The following is a 19,503-nucleotide window of genomic DNA, read 5'->3' as shown; positions in this document are numbered from 1 at the left end:
ATCTATCAGGCGATCCGATTCAAATCGTTATGACGCGTTTCCTTCAGGCACAGCACCGCGATCAAACTCAGCACCGCCGCCCCCGACACATACCCGCCGACATAACTCAAACCACCCATCGCCACCAGTTTCTGCGCGAAGAACGGCGCCGCCGAGGCCCCGACAATGCCGCCCAGGTTGTAGGCCGCCGAGGCGCCGGTATACCGAACGTGGGTCGGAAACAGCTCCGGCAGCAGCGCACCCATCGGCGCAAACGTCACGCCCATCAGAAACAGTTCGATGCACAGGAACAGCGCCACGCCCCAAGTCGAACCTTGGGTCAGCAGCGGTTCCATCAGGAACCCGGACAGAATCGCCAGCACGCCACCGATAATCAGCACCGGTTTGCGCCCATAACGGTCACTGGCCCAGGCCGACAGCGGTGTGGCGGCGGCCATGAACAGGACGGCGAAGCACAGCAGTGCGAGGAAAGTCTCGCGGGTGTAGCCCAGGGTTGATACGCCATAACTCAGCGAAAACACGGTTGAGATGTAGAACAGCGCGTAGCACACCACCATCGAGCCCGCACCCAGCAGCATCGGCGCCCAGTATTGGCTGAACAGCTCGACCAGCGGGATTTTCACCCGTTCCTGGCGGGCCATGGCGTTGGCGAACACCGGGGTTTCGTGGAGCTTAAGACGTACGTACAGGCCCACCATTACCAGCGCGGCACTGAGCAGGAACGGAATCCGCCAGCCCCACGAACGGAACTGCTCGTCGTCCAGTGTCATCGCCAGGGTCAGGAACAAGCCGTTGGCCGCGAGAAAGCCGATAGAAGGGCCAAGTTGCGGAAACATGCCAAACCAGGCGCGTTTACCCTTGGGCGCGTTCTCGGTCGCCAGCAACGCCGCGCCGCCCCATTCACCACCCAATCCAAGGCCTTGGCCGAAGCGCAGCACACACAACAGGATCGGCGCCCAGGCCCCGATGCTGTCGTAACCCGGCAGCACGCCGATCAGCGTGGTGCACACGCCCATCAGCAATAGAGAAGCGACCAGGGTCGACTTGCGGCCGATCCGGTCACCAAAGTGGCCGAACAGTGCCGAACCCAGCGGGCGGGCGAGGAAGGCGATGCCGAAAGTGAGGAACGCCGACAGCATCTGTGCAGTGCCGGAGGTCTGCGGAAAGAACACCGGACCGATCACCAGCGCTGCCGCAGTGGCGTAGACGTAGAAATCGTAAAACTCGATGGCGGTGCCGATGAAACTCGCGGTGGCCACGCGCGTGGCGGAGTTCGTCGGTTGTGCAGGCGTGGTTTCGGTATAGATCGTACTGGTCGTCATGCAGTTATCCCTGACAGTCATGTGCCCGTTTGAGCGATTTATTATGGTCGAATACCCTGGGATGTGGGTTGAGGCGCGGTCGCTGTTCAAGGTAGGAACAGTCGTCGGTGTGATGCGGATACGTCCGATGGTCTGGCCGGAATCTGTTGTGTGCGGGGTAAGCACGTGGTCCGGCGGGGCTTGGGTAAGCGACCCGATTATAGGAAGGCGGCTATCGATCGAACAAGAGGCAACATTTTCGTCTCGACGCTGATTTTGTAGCAGCTGGCGAAGCCTGCGTTCGGCGGCTGCTACAGGATCGGTGTATTGATGGCCGGGACGGTGCTGTTATGCCAGATCAACACCCGGGTGACCCGATTGTCTTCGGTCTCCATAATCTCCAGCCGATAACGCCCGATCTTCAGGCACACCGCGCTTTCCGGAATGGTTTCCAGCGCCTCGGTCACCAGGCCGTTGAGGGTTTTCGGGCCGTCGCTGGGCAGGTGCCAGCCGAGGCTCTTGTTCAGGTCGCGGATGGACGCGGCGCCCTCGATCACCAATCGCCCGTCGGCCTGTGGATGGATATGCGGGTTATCCAGGCTGTGCTGGCTTTCGAACTCGCCGACGATTTCTTCGAGAATGTCTTCCAGGGTCACGATGCCCAGCACTTCGCCGTACTCGTCGACCACCATGCCCAGGCGCCGCTGCTGTTTGTGGAAGTTCAGCAATTGCAGCTGCAACGGCGTGCTTTCCGGCACGAAGTAGGGTTCGTGGCTGGCAGCCAGCAAGGCTTCCAGGGTCAGGCTCCCATCGGCCAGCAAGTGACGAATCTGCCGAGTGTTGAGCACCGCTTCGACCTGGTTGATGTCGCTGTGGAACACCGGCAGGCGCGTGCGTTTGTTGTGGCGCAGTTGTTCGATGATCTCCGGGAGCGAGTCGTCGAGGTTGATCCCGTCGACGTCACTGCGCGGCACCAGAATGTCGTTGACCGTGATGTTGTCCAGCGCGTGGATGCCCGACAGCGGGTGAGGGCGGCGGATGGCTGGTTCGTGATCTTCGTGTCGATCCGTCGCTGCCTCGTCTTCGCTGCGTTGCACTACTTTGGCCTTGCGGGCGAACGGCCGCATCAGCAACAGGCTGATGCCATTGAGCAGCCACGCGGCGGGGTAGAGGATTTTCAGCGGCACGCGGAGCAAGGTGTTGCCCAGGGCCAGGATCGCATCCGGATAGCGCACGGCCAGGGTGCGCGGCAGGTAGTCGGCAAACACCAGCAAAATGGCGCCAGCCCCGATGCAAGCGATCCAGGGACCGTTTTCGGCCCAGGTAAAAATCGCCAGCAAGGTGCTGATGACCACCACCAGTGCGCGGCACAGCGTATTGCAGAGGATCAGGCTGTTGAGCGCAAAACTCAGCTTCGCCACGGGTTTGTCGCTTGAACGCGAAGCGGTGCGTTTGGCCAGCAAATGCTGCTGCGCCGCTTCGATGGCGGTAAACAGCCCCGACCATAAAATCAGCAGGGCCATGACTGCGAACATCGGCCCTATGGGCAAGTCGTCCATTAATGCCGCCCGTCAGATGTGCAGGATGTATTCGCGAACCAGTTTGCTGCCGAAATACGCAAGCATCAGCAGGCAGAAACCGGCCAGGGTCCAGCGAATCGCCTTGTGTCCGCGCCAGCCGAGGCGGTTACGCCCCCAGAGCAGGACGCTGAAGACGATCCAGGCCAGGCACGCCAGCAAGGTCTTGTGCACCAGGTGCTGGGCAAACAGGTTGTCGACGAACAGCCAGCCGGAGATCAGCGACAGCGACAGCAAGGTCCAGCCGGCCCAGAGAAAGCCGAACAGCAGGCTCTCCATGGTTTGCAGCGGCGGGAAATTCTTGATCAGCCCGGACGGGTGTTTGTGCTTGAGTTGATGGTCTTGCACCAGCAGCAGCAACGCCTGGAACACCGCAATGGTGAACATGCCGTAGGCGAGGATCGACAACAGGATGTGCGCGAGAATGCCCGGCTCTTCGTCGATGATCTGCACGGTGCCGGCGGGGGCGAACTGCGCGAGCAACACGGTCGCGGCGCCCAGCGGGAAGAGCAATATCAGCAGGTTTTCCACCGGAATCCGCGAGCAGGCCAGCAGGGTCAAGGCAATGACCGCGGCGGCGATCAGGCTGGCAGCGCTGAAAAAATCCAGGCCCAGGCCAATCGGCGTCAGCAGATGGGTAAACAGACTGGCACTGTGAGCCAGCACGGCCAGCACGCCGAGCGTGACCAGCAGGCGTTTGTTCGCCTTGGCGCCAGTGGCCAGACGAGTGCCCTGATAGAGAGTCGCAGCGGCATATAAGCAGGCGGCGGCGAGGGTAGTAAGCAAGCTGGGTGACAAGGGGAGCATAAATCCTGTTAGGCAAGCCCGAAAGGCGCTGAGTTTGGCATAGAACCCACATCGCACGAAAGACCATGCAACCTGACGGCGAGGTGTCCGCCGGGCGCAGTCTTCGCTATAATCCGCGACCTGCCCACGCCGCAGGCTCGCCGAGCACATGTTTATTCCGGTCTGGGCCGCCATTATCCCGGTCTACACAGGGCCTGAAAGGATCGCGCAATGTTTGAAAACTTAACCGACCGTCTCTCGCAGACGCTGCGCCATGTCACCGGCAAGGCCAAGCTGACCGAGGACAACATCAAAGACACCCTGCGTGAAGTGCGCATGGCGTTGCTCGAAGCCGACGTCGCCCTGCCGGTGGTCAAGGACTTCGTCAATTCGGTCAAGGAACGCGCCGTCGGCACCGAGGTGTCGCGCAGCCTGACGCCGGGCCAGGCCTTCGTGAAGATCGTCCAGGCCGAACTCGAAAGCCTGATGGGCGCGGCCAACGAAGACTTGAACCTGAGCGCCGTTCCGCCAGCCGTCGTGCTGATGGCCGGTTTGCAGGGCGCTGGTAAAACCACCACCGCCGGTAAACTTGCGCGCTTCCTTAAGGAGCGCAAGAAGAAGTCGGTCATGGTCGTGTCCGCGGACGTTTACCGTCCGGCGGCGATCAAGCAGCTGGAAATGCTCGCTGGTGAAGTCGGCGTGACCTTCTTCCCGTCCGACCTGAGCCAGAAGCCGGTCGACATCGCGCAAGCGGCTATTAAAGAAGCAAAACTGAAGTTCATCGACGTAGTGATCGTCGATACCGCCGGTCGCCTGCACATCGATGAAGAGATGATGGGCGAGATCAAGGCCCTGCACGCCGCGATCAACCCGGTCGAAACGCTGTTCGTGGTCGACGCCATGACAGGCCAGGACGCCGCCAACACGGCCAAGGCCTTTGGCGATGCACTGCCGCTGACCGGTGTGATCCTGACCAAGGTCGACGGCGACGCCCGTGGCGGTGCCGCGCTGTCGGTGCGCGCCATCACTGGCAAGCCAATCAAGTTCATCGGTATGGGCGAGAAGAGCGAAGCGCTCGAGCCGTTCCATCCTGAGCGTATTGCGTCGCGCATCCTCGGCATGGGCGACGTGCTCAGCCTGATCGAGCAGGCCGAACAGACCCTCGACAAGGACAAGGCCGACAAACTGGCCAAGAAGCTGAAGAAGGGCAAGGGCTTCGACCTCGAAGACTTCCGCGATCAGCTGCAACAAATGAAGAACATGGGCGGCCTCGGCGGCCTCATGGACAAACTGCCGAACATGGGCGGCGTGAACCTGGCGCAGATGGGCAATGCCCAGAACGCGGCAGAGAAGCAATTCAAGCAGATGGAAGCCATCATCAATTCCATGACCCCGGCCGAGCGCCGCGACCCTGAGATGATCAGCGGTTCGCGCAAACGCCGGATCGCCATGGGTTCGGGCACTCAGGTGCAGGACATCGGTCGCTTGATCAAGCAACACAAGCAGATGCAGAAGATGATGAAGAAGTTCTCCGCGAAAGGCGGAATGGCCAAAATGATGCGCGGCATGGGCGGTATGTTGCCCGGCGGCGGCATGCCTAAGATGTAAAGAATTCGCGCAAGGGCTTGCTCTTGCGCTGCCCCACACGGAAGTGGGATCTCCAGCAAACCCGCACTTGGCGGGAGCTGACTGGCCGTTTTCAACGACGGCTCTATAGCAAATCTTGATGGCGGCCGAAAGACCGTCGGAAAAAGACATTTGCAAAAGTCCGGATATTCCTTAGAATATGCGGCCTTTCGGGCACCTATGCCCGCTGTGCCTTTAGATTTGCAGCACCGACTACAGGAACGATGTTCACATGCTAACAATCCGTCTTGCCCTTGGCGGCTCCAAAAAGCGCCCGTTTTACCACTTGACCGTAACCGACAGCCGCAACCCGCGCGACGGTTCGCACAAGGAACAGGTTGGTTTCTTCAACCCTGTTGCTCGTGGTCAAGAAGTTCGTCTGTCCGTGAACCAAGAGCGCGTAGCCTACTGGCTGAGCGTTGGTGCACAACCTTCTGAGCGTGTTGCTCAGTTGTTGAAGGAATCTGCTAAGGCTGCGGCCTGAGCAATATGAACGCGACGCCAGCTGTTGCTGATGATTTGATCGTTATCGGCAAAATTTATTCTGTTCATGGCGTTCGCGGCGAAGTGAAGGTGTATTCCTTTACGGATCCGACTGAAAACCTCTTGCAATACAAAACCTGGACGCTCAAGCGCGAAGGCAGCGTAAAGCAGGTTGAGCTGGTCAGCGGACGCGGGAACGACAAGTTCCTGGTCGCGAAGCTCAAGGGTCTCGATGATCGTGAAGAAGCTCGTCTTCTGGCCGGTTATGAGATCTGCGTGCCACGCAACCTGTTCCCTGAATTGACCGATGGCGAGTACTACTGGTACCAGCTGGAAGGTCTGAAGGTCATTGATCAACTCGGGCAAATGCTCGGGAAAATCGATCATCTTCTGGAAACCGGCGCCAATGATGTCATGGTGGTCAAGCCTTGCGCTGGCAGCCTGGATGATCGCGAACGCCTGTTGCCCTATACGGAGCAATGCGTGTTGGCCGTCGACCTTGCCGCAGGCGAGATGAAGGTGGAATGGGATGCGGACTTCTAAACGTGGCTAATTTGCGCGTAGAAGTGATCAGTTTGTTTCCCGAGATGTTCTCCGCCATCAGCGAGTACGGCATCACCAGTCGTGCGGTGAAACAGGGGCTCTTGCAGCTCACCTGTTGGAATCCGCGAGACTACACGACGGATCGACATCACACTGTGGATGATCGCCCATTTGGCGGTGGTCCGGGCATGGTGATGAAGATCAAGCCCCTGGAAGATGCTCTGGTTCAGGCCAAGGCAGCAGCCGGGGAGGCGGCGAAGGTGATTTACCTGTCCCCCCAAGGCCGTCAACTGACTCAGTCGGCGGTACGCGAGTTGGCGAATTCGGATGCATTGATCCTGATTGCCGGCCGCTATGAAGGCATTGACGAGCGTTTTATTGAAGCTCATGTCGATGAAGAGTGGTCGATTGGCGACTATGTACTGTCTGGCGGCGAGCTGCCGGCGATGGTCCTGATCGATGCGGTTACACGACTGCTGCCTGGAGCTTTAGGGCATGCGGACTCCGCCGAGGAAGATTCCTTTACGGATGGTTTGCTGGATTGCCCGCACTACACCCGACCGGAGGTGTATGCGGATCAGCGTGTTCCCGACGTATTGCTAAGTGGCAATCACGCGCACATCCGGCGTTGGCGTTTACAGCAGTCCCTTGGTAGGACCTTTGAACGACGCGCCGATCTTCTGGAAAGCCGCTCGCTTTCTGGAGAAGAGAAGAAGCTGCTCGAGGAATACATCCGCGAGCGGGACGATAGTTAACAACGTATCGATGGTAGATCCGACGATTTACCTTAGGAGCACAGCATGACTAACAAAATCATCCTTGCACTCGAAGCAGAGCAGATGACCAAAGAGATCCCTACCTTTGCCCCGGGCGACACCATTGTCGTTCAGGTGAAAGTGAAGGAAGGCGACCGTTCGCGTCTGCAAGCGTTCGAAGGTGTTGTTATCGCCAAGCGTAACCGCGGCGTAAACAGTGCATTCACCGTTCGCAAAATCTCCAACGGTGTTGGCGTAGAGCGTACTTTCCAGACCTACAGCCCGCAAATCGACAGCATGGCCGTTAAACGTCGCGGTGACGTACGTAAAGCCAAGCTGTACTACCTGCGTGACCTGTCCGGTAAAGCAGCTCGCATCAAGGAAAAACTGGCTTAAGTCCAGCTTCCGATGCAGAAAAAAGCAGCCTACGGGCTGCTTTTTTGTTGCCTGCGATTTATGGGTGCCGTGCCTGGCACCGGACCGCGTTGTGCCGTTCGCGGGCAAGCCTCGCTCCTACAGAATCGAAGAACGATTTAATCCTGTAGGAGCGGAGGCTTGCCCGCGAATCGATCTATCCATCACCACAATGCCAACGGGCTCTGTGAAGCCATCGCCGGCTATGAAAGACTTACTGTCAGTTTTCCAGCTACTTGAGCCTTTATGCCCGCCATCGACCACCCACTGATAGACCAATTCCTCGACGCCCTGTGGCTGGAGAAAGGCCTTTCCGATAACACCCGCGATGCCTATCGCAGCGACCTGGCCCTGTTTAACGGCTGGCTACAGGAAAAGGGCCTGGAGTTGATCAACGCCGGGCGCGAGTTGATCCTCGATCACCTGGCCTGGCGCCTGGAGCAAAACTACAAACCCCGTTCCACCGCGCGATTTCTTTCTGGCGTACGTGGCTTCTATCGCTACTTGCTGCGGGAAAAGCTGATCGCTGTCGATCCGACCTTGCGTGTGGATATGCCGCAGCTCGGCAGGCCATTGCCTAAATCCTTGTCGGAAGCCGACGTTGAAGCCCTGTTAGCGGCACCGGACTTGAGCGACGCCATCGGTCAGCGGGATCGCGCCATGCTTGAAGTGCTGTACGCCTGCGGTTTGCGGGTGACGGAGCTGATCAGCCTGACACTGGAGCAGGTCAATCTGCGTCAGGGCGTGTTGCGAGTGATGGGCAAGGGCAGCAAGGAGCGGCTGGTGCCGATGGGTGAGGAGGCGATTGTCTGGGTCGAGCGCTACATGCGTGATGGCCGTGACGAACTGCTTGGCGGCCGCCCCAGCGATGTGATGTTCCCCAGCCAGCGTGGCGAGCAGATGACCCGGCAGACCTTCTGGCACCGGATCAAGCACCAGGCCAAGGTGGCGGGGATCGGCAAGTCGCTGTCGCCGCACACCTTGCGCCACGCCTTCGCCACGCACTTGCTCAACCATGGCGCCGACCTGCGGGTGGTGCAAATGCTCCTTGGCCACAGCGATCTGTCGACCACGCAGATCTACACCCACGTAGCCCGCGCACGCCTGCAAGACCTGCACGCCAAACACCACCCGCGCGGCTGATACACCCTCCCTGTAGGAGCGAGCCTGCTCGCGATGGTCGTCAACGATAACGCGGGCAGTCTGATTCCCCGTGGCGGTATGGAGTCCATCGCGAGCAGGCTCGCTCCTACAGGGGCCCAAAATGTCTTGCGACAGGTGCATTCGGCCATGGGAGCCTTATGTGGTAGGCTTTGCCGGTTTGCACGATGGGCGATTATGACCCGGTGTTTCGGCACGGGCGTTCTGATCGTCCCATTTGTCCGCCTTCAGGAGTTCTCATGCGTCTGACCCAGATTTTCGCCGCCGCAGCCATTGCGTTGGTCAGCACCTTTGCCGTCGCCGATGACGCGGCCGACAAAGCCATTCGAAAAAGCCTGGAAAACCTCCAGCTCGACGTTCCGGTAGAAACCATCACCGCCAGCCCGCTGCCAGGTCTGTACGAAGTCAAACTCAAGGGCAGCCGCGTGCTCTATGCCAGCGCCGACGGCCAATACGTGGTGCAGGGCTACATGTTCCAGCTCAAGGACGGCAAACCGGTCAACCTGACCGAGAAGACCGAGCGCCTGGGCATTTCCAAACTGGTCAACGAAATACCGGTGGCTGAAACCGTCGTCTACCCGGCGATCGGCGAAACCAAATCGCACATCACCGTGTTCACCGACACCACCTGCCCGTATTGCCACAAGCTGCACGCCGAAGTGCCGGAGCTGAACAAGCGCGGCATCGAAGTGCGTTACGTGGCGTTCCCGCGTCAGGGCCTTGGCTCGCCGGGTGACGAACAACTGCAAGCGGTGTGGTGCTCGAAAGACAAGAAAGCCGCCATGGACAAAATGGTCGACGGCAAGGAAATCAAGGCCGCCAAGTGCGATAACCCGGTTTCGAAACAGTTTGCCCTTGGCCAGTCGATCGGCGTAAACGGCACGCCGGCCATCGTTTTGGCTGACGGCCAGGTCATTCCGGGCTACCAGCCTGCGCCACAAGTCGCCAAACTGGCGCTGGGCGCGAAGTAAATTCGCATCGTCACGGTCAGCCATTGACGATCGTGGTCCGGCGGCAACAGGTGCCGGGCCATTAATAGAGAACCGCGAGTCTGCGGTTGTTTTCACGGCCGGCCTTGAGTCGGCCGTTTTATGGGGAGTTCACAGTGAAACCGGTCAAAGTAGGCATCTGTGGGTTAGGAACCGTCGGTGGCGGTACCTTCAACGTACTTCAGCGCAACGCCGAGGAAATTGCTCGTCGTGCCGGGCGTGGAATCGAAGTGGCACAAATTGCCACGCGCACGCCAAAGCCTCAGTTCCAAACGACCGGTATTGCGATTACCAACGATGTGTTCGAAGTGGCCACGAACCCAGAGATCGACATCGTTATAGAGCTGGTGGGCGGCTACACCGTTGCCCGTGAGCTGGTACTCAAGGCCATCGAGAATGGCAAGCATGTGGTCACCGCGAACAAGGCACTGATTGCCGTTCACGGTAACGAAATTTTCGCCAAGGCTCGCGAGAAGGGCGTGATCGTCGCGTTCGAAGCGGCCGTGGCCGGTGGCATTCCGGTGATCAAGGCGATCCGCGAAGGCCTGTCCGCCAACCGCATCAACTGGGTGGCCGGCATCATCAACGGCACCGGTAACTTCATCCTTACCGAAATGCGCGAGAAGGGCCGGACGTTCGAAGACGTACTCGCCGAGGCGCAAGCCCTGGGTTACGCCGAAGCCGATCCGACGTTCGACGTCGAAGGCATCGACGCCGCCCACAAGCTGACGATCCTCGCGTCCATCGCGTTCGGCATCCCGCTGCAATTCGACAAGGCTTACACCGAAGGCATCACCAAGCTGACCACCGCTGACGTGAACTACGCCGAAGCGCTGGGCTATCGCATCAAGCACCTCGGCGTGGCGCGCAGCACGGCGGCGGGCATAGAGTTGCGCGTGCACCCGACGCTGATCCCGGCGGATCGCCTGCTGGCCAACGTCAACGGCGTGATGAACGCGGTGATGGTCAACGGTGACGCTGCCGGTTCGACCCTGTTCTACGGCGCCGGCGCCGGCATGGAGCCGACGGCTTCGTCGGTGATCGCCGACCTGGTGGACGTGGTTCGCGCCATGACCTCCGACCCGGAAAACCGCGTACCGCACCTGGCCTTCCAGCCGGACTCGCTGTCGGCTCACCCGATCCTGCCGATCGAAGCCTGCGAAAGCTCCTACTACCTGCGCATTCAGGCCAAGGACCATCCGGGCGTGTTGGCCCAGGTGGCAAGCATTCTGTCGGAGCGCGGCATCAACATCGAATCGATCATGCAGAAGGAAGTCGAAGAACACGATGGCCTGGTGCCGATGATTCTGTTGACGCACCGTGTGCTGGAGCAGCGCATGAACGACGCGATCGCCGCCCTGGAAGCCTTGGCTGGCGTGGTCGGTCCGGTCGTACGGATCCGTGTCGAGCATTTGATCTAAGTCGTTTTTGTTCACCGGGACCGTGAGCGGGCCCGGGATTGCGAACACAGTCTATTGGAGCCAGTCATGCGTTATATCAGTACCCGCGGCCAGGCACCGGCCCTGAATTTCGAAGACGTCCTGCTGGCCGGTCTGGCCACTGACGGCGGCCTGTACGTGCCGGAAAACCTGCCTCGTTTCACCCAGGAAGAAATCGCATCCTGGGCCGGCCTGCCGTATCACGAGCTGGCCTTCCGGGTGATGCGCCCGTTCGTGACCGGCAGCATCCCTGATGCCGATTTCAAAAAGATTCTCGAAGAAACCTATGGCGTGTTCTCGCACAACGCCGTGGCGCCGTTGCGTCAGCTGAACGGTAACGAATGGGTGCTGGAGCTGTTCCACGGCCCGACCCTGGCGTTCAAGGACTTCGCCCTGCAACTGCTCGGTCGTTTGCTCGACTACGTGCTGGAAAAGCGCGGCGAGCGCGTGGTGATCGTCGGCGCCACCTCCGGTGACACCGGTTCGGCCGCTATCGAAGGCTGCAAGCACTGCGAAAACGTCGACATCTTCATCCTGCACCCGCACAACCGCGTGTCCGAAGTGCAGCGTCGCCAGATGACCACGATTTTCGGCGAGAACATCCATAACATCGCCATCGAAGGCAACTTCGATGACTGCCAGGAAATGGTCAAGGCGAGCTTCGCCGACCAGAGCTTCCTCAAGGGCACGCGCCTGGTGGCGGTGAACTCGATCAACTGGGCGCGGATCATGGCCCAGATCGTCTACTACTTCCACGCAGCCCTGCAGTTGGGCGGCCCGGCGCGTTCGGTGTCGTTCTCGGTGCCGACCGGCAACTTCGGCGACATCTTCGCCGGTTACCTGGCGCGCAACATGGGCCTGCCGATCAACCAGTTGATCGTCGCCACCAACCGCAACGACATCCTGCACCGCTTCATGAGCGGCAATCAGTACGTCAAGGAAACCCTGCACGCCACGCTGTCGCCGTCGATGGACATCATGGTCTCGTCGAACTTCGAACGCTTGCTGTTCGACCTGCACGGTCGCAACGGCGCGGCGATTGCCGGCCTGATGGACACCTTCAAGCAGGGTGGGGGTTTCAGCGTCGAAGAGGAACGCTGGACCGAAGCACGCAAACTGTTCGACTCCCTGGCCGTGGATGACGCACAAACCTGCGAAACCATTGCCGAAGTCTACGAGCAGACAGGCGAGTTGCTGGACCCGCACACCGCCATCGGGGTGAAGGCCGCGCGTGAGTGCCGTCGTAGCCTGGATATTCCAATGGTGATCCTGGGCACGGCGCACCCGGTCAAATTCCCGGACGCCGTGGAAAAAGCAGGCGTAGGAAAAGCGCTTGAACTGCCTGCACATCTTTCTGATTTGTTTGAGCGAGATGAGCGTTGCACCGTGTTGCCGAATGACCTGAAAGCCGTGCAGGCCTTTGTCAGCCAGCATGGCAACCGTGGCAAGCCTCTGTAACCGGTAAACGCTGTCACATTTTGAAGCCCGTCTCCTGACGGGCTTTTTCATGTGTGCATGCCACACTTGGCGCATTCATGTTCATGGAGTGCTGTCGATGACGCGCCGCTGTTGAAGGGCGCGCCAGTCGATCACAAGGAAGTGGCAATGCAGTTTTTCAAAGGATCAAGGCCAGCCGTGTGCTGGATGTTTTTGCTCGGCGCCATGAGCCTTGCTCACTGGGCGGTAGCCTCGCAATTGGCGATTTACGAGCCCAAGGTCTCCGTGGGCAGCCCGGTGATCGAACTCAATGCGCAGGAGCTGAAATGGATCGCCGAGCACCCGCGAGTGATTGTCGTGTCGACGCAGTATCCGCGGTATTTGTTCAAGGATGAGCAGGGGCAGTGGAGCGGCTTGAACAACGATGTGCTCATGCGCATCAGTGCCATGACCGGATTACGGTTCGTGCATGAGGAGACATTTTCCACCGAGCAAATGCTCGGGCGTCTGGAGAATGGCTCGGCGGACATGAACACGACGCTGGCCATGAATGACGAGCGCAAGGTGTTCCTGGATTACAGTCATGCCTTCGGTGGCGCGGGCTGGGTGTTTGTCGGGCGGGCAGGGGAGCCGGTGCTGCACTCGCTGAAACAGCTGTCGAAACGCGTGTTGGTGCTGCCCGCCAGGCATGCACTCGAAGCGGTGATTCGCCGTGACCATCCGGCCATTGAGTTGCGCGCGGTCAAAACCTACGCCGAGGCCCGGGCGCTGGTCGAGAGCGGCGAGGCCTACGCCACCATCGAGAACGAAATCGGTGCGCACCTCTATCCCTCCGGGCAGCTCCAGATAGGGCATACGTTGGAGGGAAAGTGGGACCCTGATTACTTGACGGTGCGTAAAGGCCAGCCGCAATTGCTGAGCATCCTCAACAAGGCGCTTGAGGCTTTTCCACCGGCCGAATTGCGCGCCCTTCGCCTGAAATGGCTCAACGGAATTGCCCCGGCTTCAACGCCCACCGCTTGGCAGCGGATGACACAGTGGTGGTGCTGGGGTGTGTTGGCCGCCAGCCTCTTCGGGCTGATTTCCCTGCTGTGGAGCCGTCGACTCGCGACGCTGATTCAACAGCGCCTGGACGCCGAAAAAGGCCTGCGCGATCAACTGGCGTTTCAGCAGGCGTTGATGGACGCCATGCCCGATCCGATGTTTGTCCGTGATCTGCAAGCACGTTTGATCATGTGCAACAAAAGTTATGAAGAGGGCTTGTCGACCCGCTTCGAACAGGTCCAGGGACGGCAGCTGATCGAACTCGATGTCTTACCCAAAGAGACCGCTGAGCTGTTGCATGCAGAGTTCATCGCTCAGCTTGGCACGCGCAAGGGCCGTTTCAGTGAACGTCAATTGCTGTTCAACAGCGGCGTCAGGGATATCTACCAGTGGACGGTGCCGTTTTACAGTGCCGATGGGCAATTGCGCGGGCTGCTGGGCGGTTGGACCGATATCGGCAAGCGCACGACGCCGAGGTGAGGCGACTGTTTTTTCTCTGTCATCTTTGCCGTGCATGCTCAATCGACCAGAGACGCCGGGTTGTCTGCAGTCGGTAACCAGAACTTTCTTCTCGGGCCAGTGGTCATTTAAGGTAGACATGCCCCAGGCACTTTGTTTTCGGACTATTGAGTGGTGATCGAGATGGAAAGTATCAGTCTATTGCTCGGTGAGGCTCTGAGCCCGTATCAGGTTACGTTGACCCCGTCGGGGGCCCATGGTGAATGCCTGGTGACACTGAAGAGTTCGACCGGCACTATCGTGGTCGAACGGGAGTTCAATCAGGTCCAGTTGACCGATAAGCGTCTGCTGACAGATGTGGTCGACGGTTTGCACCGCGACGTACTGATTGCCGAAGGACGTCTGGAACCCTGCGTTATCGCGGCGTTGCGCAACGCTGCCCAGGACAAGATCCTGGCCAGCCGTAATTGAATTGTCGTTTTGTGGGAACCTTCCTGCGCCAAGGTCGTCAGACTCTGTAACAGCAGGATCAAGCATTGTGCTCCGGTGCTTGTAGCTTGCTGCTACTGGCCTTTATGTAGGCCACGTTTAACCCCGAGTCGTCTCCCCACTTCTCGGGGTTTCTTTTGCCTGCGATTTGTCATTGCCCGGCCTGATGCTCGAAAAATTCCTTGGCCGCTTGCAGGTACTCGCTGCGACTTTCCGGGTCGAGCCACGCGGCGTAAGCCTCGCTCAAATGATCACGGGGCAGGGTGCGCAACAGTTGATTGATCTCGATGATCGCCTGTCGGCCCTGAGGTGTATCGGTGCAGCCGATGTAGCCCGACAGGTATTTGCCCGTGCCGCGAATCGGATAGAACTGCAGCTCATCTTCCGCGATGCCTTGCTGCTGGGCCTGGTAGCGAATTTCCGAACGATACCCCAATAGCAGCTGCAAGCGTCCCAGGCGTTGCATTTGCAACAGGCTGCCCAACGCGTTGTTGCCGTAGTGAAGCGTCAGCGCTTTGGGTGGCGCTTGCTTGAGTTGCGAGTCGAGAAACTCGCCGTAGTTGCGTTCGGCAATAATGCCCAGGGTCACACTCCCAGTGGCCAACAAGGCCGCAAGGTCCACCTCTCCCTCCTTGATGAAAGGCGCCAGGACCTCCCGATCAATACGCCGCACGGCCAGGCCGTTGCTCATGGCGCGAAAGACCGGGATGGAAAACGCGATCCAGCGTTCGCGTTCCTTGCTCCAGTTCAGCGCCGCATCGCACGTGAGGGAGGGCTCGTGGAGCATTTGCAACCCGCGAGCACGATTGACCTTGATCACGCTGTGTTGGTACTGAGGCATGCCGGCGATTAGCGTCGGCAACAGTTGATCGATGACGCCCAAGCCCTTTTTCGGCCCTTCAAAAATAAACAGCGGCGGTAGATCCCGCTTCAGCCAAACCAGGTTTTCCTTCGATTGCGCCAACGTTGACGGTGCCTGGCCGGCGAGGCAAAGGGAAATCGCCAACGCGCACGCTGTTCGTCCGCTGCACGTCAGGCAGAGGTTGAAGGGCCGCGCGATCAAGCGCCTCAGCTTAGATGGCGCCGTCTTCACGCAGCTTTGCGATCTGTTCCAAGTCGTAACCAAGATCGTGGAGTACCTGCGCATTGTGTTCGCCCAACTGCGGCCCGACCCATTCCGAAGTGCCAGGTGTCTCTGAGAGTTTCGGCACGATTCCCGGCATCTTGAAATCTTTGCCGTCCGGCAACTTGGCTTTCAAGAACATTTCCCGGGCCAGGTACTGTGGATCGCTGAACATGTCTTCGGCGCTGAAGATCCGGCTGGCGGGTACGTCGGCCTGATTCAGCCGTTCGATGATCGTGTCCAGCGGCAGTGAATTGACCCAGCGATCAATGACCCCGTAAATCTCGTCGCGACGGCTATCGCGTCCGTCGTTGCTGGCCAGTACCGGGTCATTGGCCAGGTCTTCACGCCCGATGATCAACATGAAACGCTTGAAGATCGCATCGCCATTCGCGCCGATCTGCACGTGTTTACCGTCGGCGCTGGTGTGGATCGAAGAGGGCGTGATGCCGGGCATGATGTTACCGGTGCGTTCGCGAATGAAACCGAACACGTCGAACTCCGGGACCATGCTTTCCATCATGGCGAAGATCGCTTCGTACAGCGCCACGTCCACCACTTGGCCCTGGCCGCCGTTGACCTCACGATGACGCAGGGCCATCAGCGCGCCGATCACGCCCCACAGCGCGGCAATCGAGTCGCCGATGGAAATCCCGGTGCGCACCGGTGGTCGGTCCTCAAACCCGGTGATGTAGCGCAAGCCGCCCATGGACTCACCGACCGCGCCAAAACCTGGCTGATCCTTCATTGGCCCGGTCTGACCGAAGCCGGAAAGACGCACCATCACCAGTTTCGGATTCAGTGCGTGCAAGACGTCCCAGCCCAGGCCGAGTTTTTCCAGAACGCCGGGGCGAAAGTTCTCGATCAGGATGTCCGCTTCGCTGAGCAGTTTTTTCAGAATCGCCAGGCCGTCCGGGTGTTTCAGGTTCAGGGTCAGGGACTTCTTGTTGCGCGCCTGGACGAACCACCACAACGAGGTGCCTTCATACAACTTGCGCCATTTGCGCAGCGGATCACCGCCGTCCGGGGATTCGACCTTGATCACGTCGGCACCGAACTCACCGCAGATGCGCGAGGCAAACGGCCCGGCGATCAACGTACCCAATTCAATGACTTTCAGACCTGAGAGTGGTTTGGCGTTGAACGGCATGCTGGATCCTGTAGGACAAATATTGAGCGAAGGCGGAGTTTTAGCATAGCCGACCGTCAGTCGCCCAAAGTTGATCGCCTTCTATTCGTTGATTGCCTGCGGCATCGGTTAGACTTGCCGCCTTTCCTCGTATCAAGAAGCCCGTTCATGGCCCAGCCGTCCACGACCTACAAGTTTGAACTGAACCTCACCGACCTCGACCGCAGTGTCTACGAAAGCGTGAAGCAGACCATCGCCCGTCACCCTTCGGAAACCGAAGAGCGCATGACTGTGCGGCTGCTGGCCTACGCCTTCTGGTACAACGAGCAGTTGTCGTTCGGCCGTGGTCTGTCAGACGTGGACGAACCTGCCCTGTGGGAAAAGAGCCTGGATGACCGTGTCCTGCACTGGATCGAAGTCGGCCAGCCGGACGCCGATCGCCTGACCTGGTGCTCGCGTCGCACCGAGCGCACCAGCCTGCTGGCCTACGGCAGCCTGCGCGTCTGGGAAACCAAAGTGATCCCGGCGATCAAGAACCTGAAAAACGTACACATCGCTGCCGTGCCGCAGGAAGTCCTGGAAACCCTGGCCAAAGACATGCCCCGCGTTATCAAGTGGGACGTGATGATCAGCGAAGGGACGATTTTCGTCACCGACGACCGTGGTCAGCACGAAGTCCAGTTGCAGTGGTTGAGCGGCGAGCGCGGCTGATTATTCGCCGCTGTTTCGCGTTCTCCGGTTTTATCCTACGTATTCAAGAGAAGCACCTTTCACCCCATGCGCATCGAACCTCGCCTGCTGCCCGACACCCTGCCATTCCTTGGTGATCTGCCACCGCTGTTGACCCGTTTGTACGCCGCGCGGGGGGTGCAGACCGAGGCTGAACTGGATAAGAGCTTAAAGCGCCTGATTCCATACGAGCAGCTCAAAGGCATCGATGCCGCCGTGGACCTGTTGGTGACGGCCCTCGAGCAGCGGCAGCGGATTCTGATCGTTGGCGACTTCGACGCCGATGGCGCGACCGCCAGTACCGTGGGCGTGCTGGGCTTGCGTCTGTTGGGCGCGGCTCACGTCGACTATCTGGTGCCGAACCGCTTCGAGTACGGCTATGGCCTGACCCCGGAAATCGTCGAAGTGGCGCTGACCCGTACGCCGCAGTTGCTGATTACCGTGGACAACGGCATCTCCAGTGTCGAAGGCGTGGCGGCGGCGAAGAAGGCCGGGCTGAAGGTGCTGGTCACCGATCACCACTTGCCCGGTGACGAGTTGCCGCTGGCCGATGCCATCGTTAACCCGAACCAGCCAGGTTGCGAGTTTCCGAGCAAGGCGCTGGCCGGTGTCGGGGTTATTTTCTATGTGCTGATGGCGCTGCGCGCGCGATTGCGCAGCTTGGGCTGGTACGAGAGCAAGCCGCAGCCGAACATCGGTGAGTTGCTGGATCTGGTGGCCCTGGGCAGCGTCGCCGACGTGGTGCCGCTGGATGCCAACAACCGGATTCTGGTGCACCAAGGGCTGGAACGGATCCGCGCCGGGCGCGCTCGCCCAGGGATCAAGGCGATTCTCGAAGTCGCCAAACGCGATCATGCGCGTATCACCTCCACCGACCTGGGTTTCATTGTCGGCCCACGCCTGAACGCGGCTGGGCGTCTGGATGACATGAGCCTGGGCATCGAATGCCTGCTCACCGAAGACGCGGGCATGGCGCGTGAAATGGCGGCCCAGCTCGACGGCATGAACCAGGATCGCAAGTCCATCGAGCAGGGCATGCAGCGTGAGGCGCTGGCTCAGCTCAAGGACTTGCCGGTGGAGTCGATGCCGTTCGGGCTGTGCCTGTTCGATCCCGAGTGGCACCAGGGCGTCATCGGGATCCTCGCATCGCGTATGAAAGAGCGCTATTTTCGCCCGACAATCGCCTTTGCCGATGCGGGAGATGGCTTGCTCAAGGGCTCAGGGCGTTCGGTCCAGGGTTTTCATATTCGCGATGCGTTGAGCGTGGTGGCGGCGCAGCATCCGAACCTGATCAGCAAGTACGGCGGTCATGCGATGGCCGCCGGCCTGACGCTGCCAGAAGCGAATTTTCCATTGTTCGCCGAGGCCTTTGACGCTGAAGTGCGTAGGCAATTGCGCGAAGAAGACCTGACCGGGCGTCTGCTGTCGGACGGCACGCTGGCGGTCGAGGAATTCCACCTGGAACTGGCGCGTGCCTTGCGTCACGCCGGCCCTTGGGGGCAGCATTTTCCGGAGCCGCTGTTCCATGGGGTGTTTCAACTGGTCGAGCAGCGCGTTGTCGGCGAACGACACCTTAAAGTGGTGCTGAAAAGCGAATGTGGCTCGGTGAAGCTCGATGGCATCGCTTTTGGGATTGACCGCGATATCTGGCCGAATCCGACCATTAAATGGGTCGAATTGGCCTATAAACTCGACCTGAACGAGTTTCGCGGGAATGAGACTGTTCAGTTGATGATTGCTCACATCGAACCGCGTTAAGCCCTTCGCGGGCGAGCCTCGCTCCTACAGGATCTGCGCGAACCTTGTGGGAGCGGGCTTGCCCGCGATAGCGATCTTTCTGACCCCCGATCCCTCGGAACCCTCCCGCATCCCTCGATGTCGACTAGGCTCTAAGCACTGCTTGATAATCCTTGTGACGTCTTGTCAATTTTTTGCCCGCGGGGGCGGGTGCTGCACCTTTTTCCTGTCACTCGTCGACTTTTCAAACAGAACCCTGGAGCCTGCCCACTGATTCGAGAG

Annotated in this window: 18 protein-coding genes; 13 read left to right on the top strand and 5 right to left on the bottom strand. The window is 59.6% G+C overall.

Annotated features, from left to right (window positions below; translation table 11 throughout):
* Positions 1 to 5: 5 nt before the first annotated feature.
* The 3 genes from ACA057_RS25715 to ACA057_RS25705 all read right to left on the bottom strand — a co-directional run bounded on the left by ACA057_RS25715 (position 6) and on the right by ACA057_RS25705 (position 3,685).
* Positions 6 to 1,322, bottom strand: coding sequence for an MFS transporter (locus ACA057_RS25715; protein WP_497343408.1), 1,317 nt, complete (start codon positions 1,320 to 1,322; stop codon positions 6 to 8).
* A gap of 290 nt (positions 1,323 to 1,612) precedes the next feature.
* The gene (locus ACA057_RS25710; RefSeq protein WP_497343406.1) at positions 1,613 to 2,860 is read right to left on the bottom strand and encodes an HlyC/CorC family transporter; all 1,248 of its coding nucleotides are present in this window, start codon (positions 2,858 to 2,860) and stop codon (positions 1,613 to 1,615) included.
* A gap of 12 nt (positions 2,861 to 2,872) precedes the next feature.
* Positions 2,873 to 3,685, bottom strand: a complete 813-nt coding sequence (locus ACA057_RS25705) for a cytochrome C assembly family protein (RefSeq protein ID WP_046053341.1) — start codon at positions 3,683 to 3,685, stop codon at positions 2,873 to 2,875.
* A gap of 210 nt (positions 3,686 to 3,895) precedes the next feature.
* On the opposite strand from ACA057_RS25705, the gene ffh reads away from it, so the two are divergent.
* The 11 genes from ffh to ACA057_RS25650 all read left to right on the top strand — a co-directional run bounded on the left by ffh (position 3,896) and on the right by ACA057_RS25650 (position 14,485).
* On the top strand, positions 3,896 to 5,272 hold the full coding sequence (gene ffh / locus ACA057_RS25700) for a signal recognition particle protein (RefSeq protein ID WP_059406271.1): 1,377 nt from the start codon (positions 3,896 to 3,898) through the stop codon (positions 5,270 to 5,272).
* Positions 5,273 to 5,522: 250 nt separating this feature from the next.
* Entirely contained in the window at positions 5,523 to 5,774 is a 252-nt protein-coding gene (gene rpsP / locus ACA057_RS25695; RefSeq protein WP_003198088.1) for a 30S ribosomal protein S16, read from the top strand.
* 5 nt (positions 5,775 to 5,779) lie between these two features.
* A complete protein-coding gene (gene rimM / locus ACA057_RS25690) occupies positions 5,780 to 6,316 on the top strand; it encodes a ribosome maturation factor RimM (protein WP_497343403.1) in 537 nt (178 codons plus the stop codon).
* A complete protein-coding gene (trmD, locus tag ACA057_RS25685; protein WP_497343401.1) occupies positions 6,298 to 7,071 on the top strand; it encodes a tRNA (guanosine(37)-N1)-methyltransferase TrmD in 774 nt (257 codons plus the stop codon). The genes rimM and trmD overlap by 19 nt, the downstream gene beginning before the upstream one ends.
* Before the next feature lie 45 nt (positions 7,072 to 7,116).
* Entirely contained in the window at positions 7,117 to 7,467 is a 351-nt protein-coding gene (gene rplS, locus ACA057_RS25680) for a 50S ribosomal protein L19 (protein WP_003175895.1), read from the top strand.
* A 264-nt stretch (positions 7,468 to 7,731) separates the two neighbouring features.
* Complete coding sequence (gene xerD / locus ACA057_RS25675) at positions 7,732 to 8,628, top strand: site-specific tyrosine recombinase XerD (protein ID WP_497343399.1); 897 nt, start codon at positions 7,732 to 7,734, stop codon at positions 8,626 to 8,628.
* A gap of 257 nt (positions 8,629 to 8,885) precedes the next feature.
* Entirely contained in the window at positions 8,886 to 9,617 is a 732-nt protein-coding gene (dsbC, locus tag ACA057_RS25670) for a bifunctional protein-disulfide isomerase/oxidoreductase DsbC (protein WP_059406274.1), read from the top strand.
* Positions 9,618 to 9,751: 134 nt separating this feature from the next.
* On the top strand, positions 9,752 to 11,056 hold the full coding sequence (locus tag ACA057_RS25665) for a homoserine dehydrogenase (RefSeq protein ID WP_497343396.1): 1,305 nt from the start codon (positions 9,752 to 9,754) through the stop codon (positions 11,054 to 11,056).
* 66 nt (positions 11,057 to 11,122) lie between these two features.
* Positions 11,123 to 12,532 (top strand): threonine synthase, encoded by a 1,410-nt coding sequence (gene thrC / locus ACA057_RS25660; protein ID WP_401363818.1) that lies wholly within the window; start codon positions 11,123 to 11,125, stop codon positions 12,530 to 12,532.
* Between the two features lie 147 nt (positions 12,533 to 12,679).
* Positions 12,680 to 14,035, top strand: a complete 1,356-nt coding sequence (locus ACA057_RS25655) for a transporter substrate-binding domain-containing protein (protein WP_497343394.1) — start codon at positions 12,680 to 12,682, stop codon at positions 14,033 to 14,035.
* Between the two features lie 162 nt (positions 14,036 to 14,197).
* Positions 14,198 to 14,485 carry a DUF3509 domain-containing protein gene (locus ACA057_RS25650; protein ID WP_497343392.1) on the top strand — a complete coding sequence of 96 codons (288 nt, stop codon included), beginning with the start codon at positions 14,198 to 14,200 and terminating at the stop codon, positions 14,483 to 14,485.
* 169 nt (positions 14,486 to 14,654) lie between these two features.
* On the opposite strand, the gene ACA057_RS25645 is transcribed toward ACA057_RS25650, so the two are convergent.
* Positions 14,655 to 15,650, bottom strand: coding sequence for a TIGR02285 family protein (locus tag ACA057_RS25645; RefSeq protein ID WP_497343390.1), 996 nt, complete (start codon positions 15,648 to 15,650; stop codon positions 14,655 to 14,657).
* Complete coding sequence (locus tag ACA057_RS25640) at positions 15,577 to 16,776, bottom strand: CaiB/BaiF CoA transferase family protein (protein ID WP_497343388.1); 1,200 nt, start codon at positions 16,774 to 16,776, stop codon at positions 15,577 to 15,579. Before ACA057_RS25640 ends, ACA057_RS25645 begins: the two co-directional genes overlap by 74 nt.
* Before the next feature lie 147 nt (positions 16,777 to 16,923).
* On the opposite strand from ACA057_RS25640, the gene ACA057_RS25635 reads away from it, so the two are divergent.
* Both ACA057_RS25635 and recJ read left to right on the top strand, forming a co-directional pair.
* Positions 16,924 to 17,466: a YaeQ family protein gene (locus ACA057_RS25635; protein ID WP_007897614.1), complete on the top strand. Its 543-nt coding sequence runs from the start codon at positions 16,924 to 16,926 to the stop codon at positions 17,464 to 17,466.
* A 66-nt stretch (positions 17,467 to 17,532) separates the two neighbouring features.
* Positions 17,533 to 19,242: a single-stranded-DNA-specific exonuclease RecJ gene (recJ, locus tag ACA057_RS25630; RefSeq protein ID WP_497343386.1), complete on the top strand. Its 1,710-nt coding sequence runs from the start codon at positions 17,533 to 17,535 to the stop codon at positions 19,240 to 19,242.
* Positions 19,243 to 19,503: the final 261 nt, after the last annotated feature.

The sequence above is a fragment of the Pseudomonas sp. LBUM1661 genome, assembly GCF_059695925.1.
Note: the sequence above shows the minus strand (reverse complement) of the source record. Positions and strands in the feature narration are given on the sequence as shown.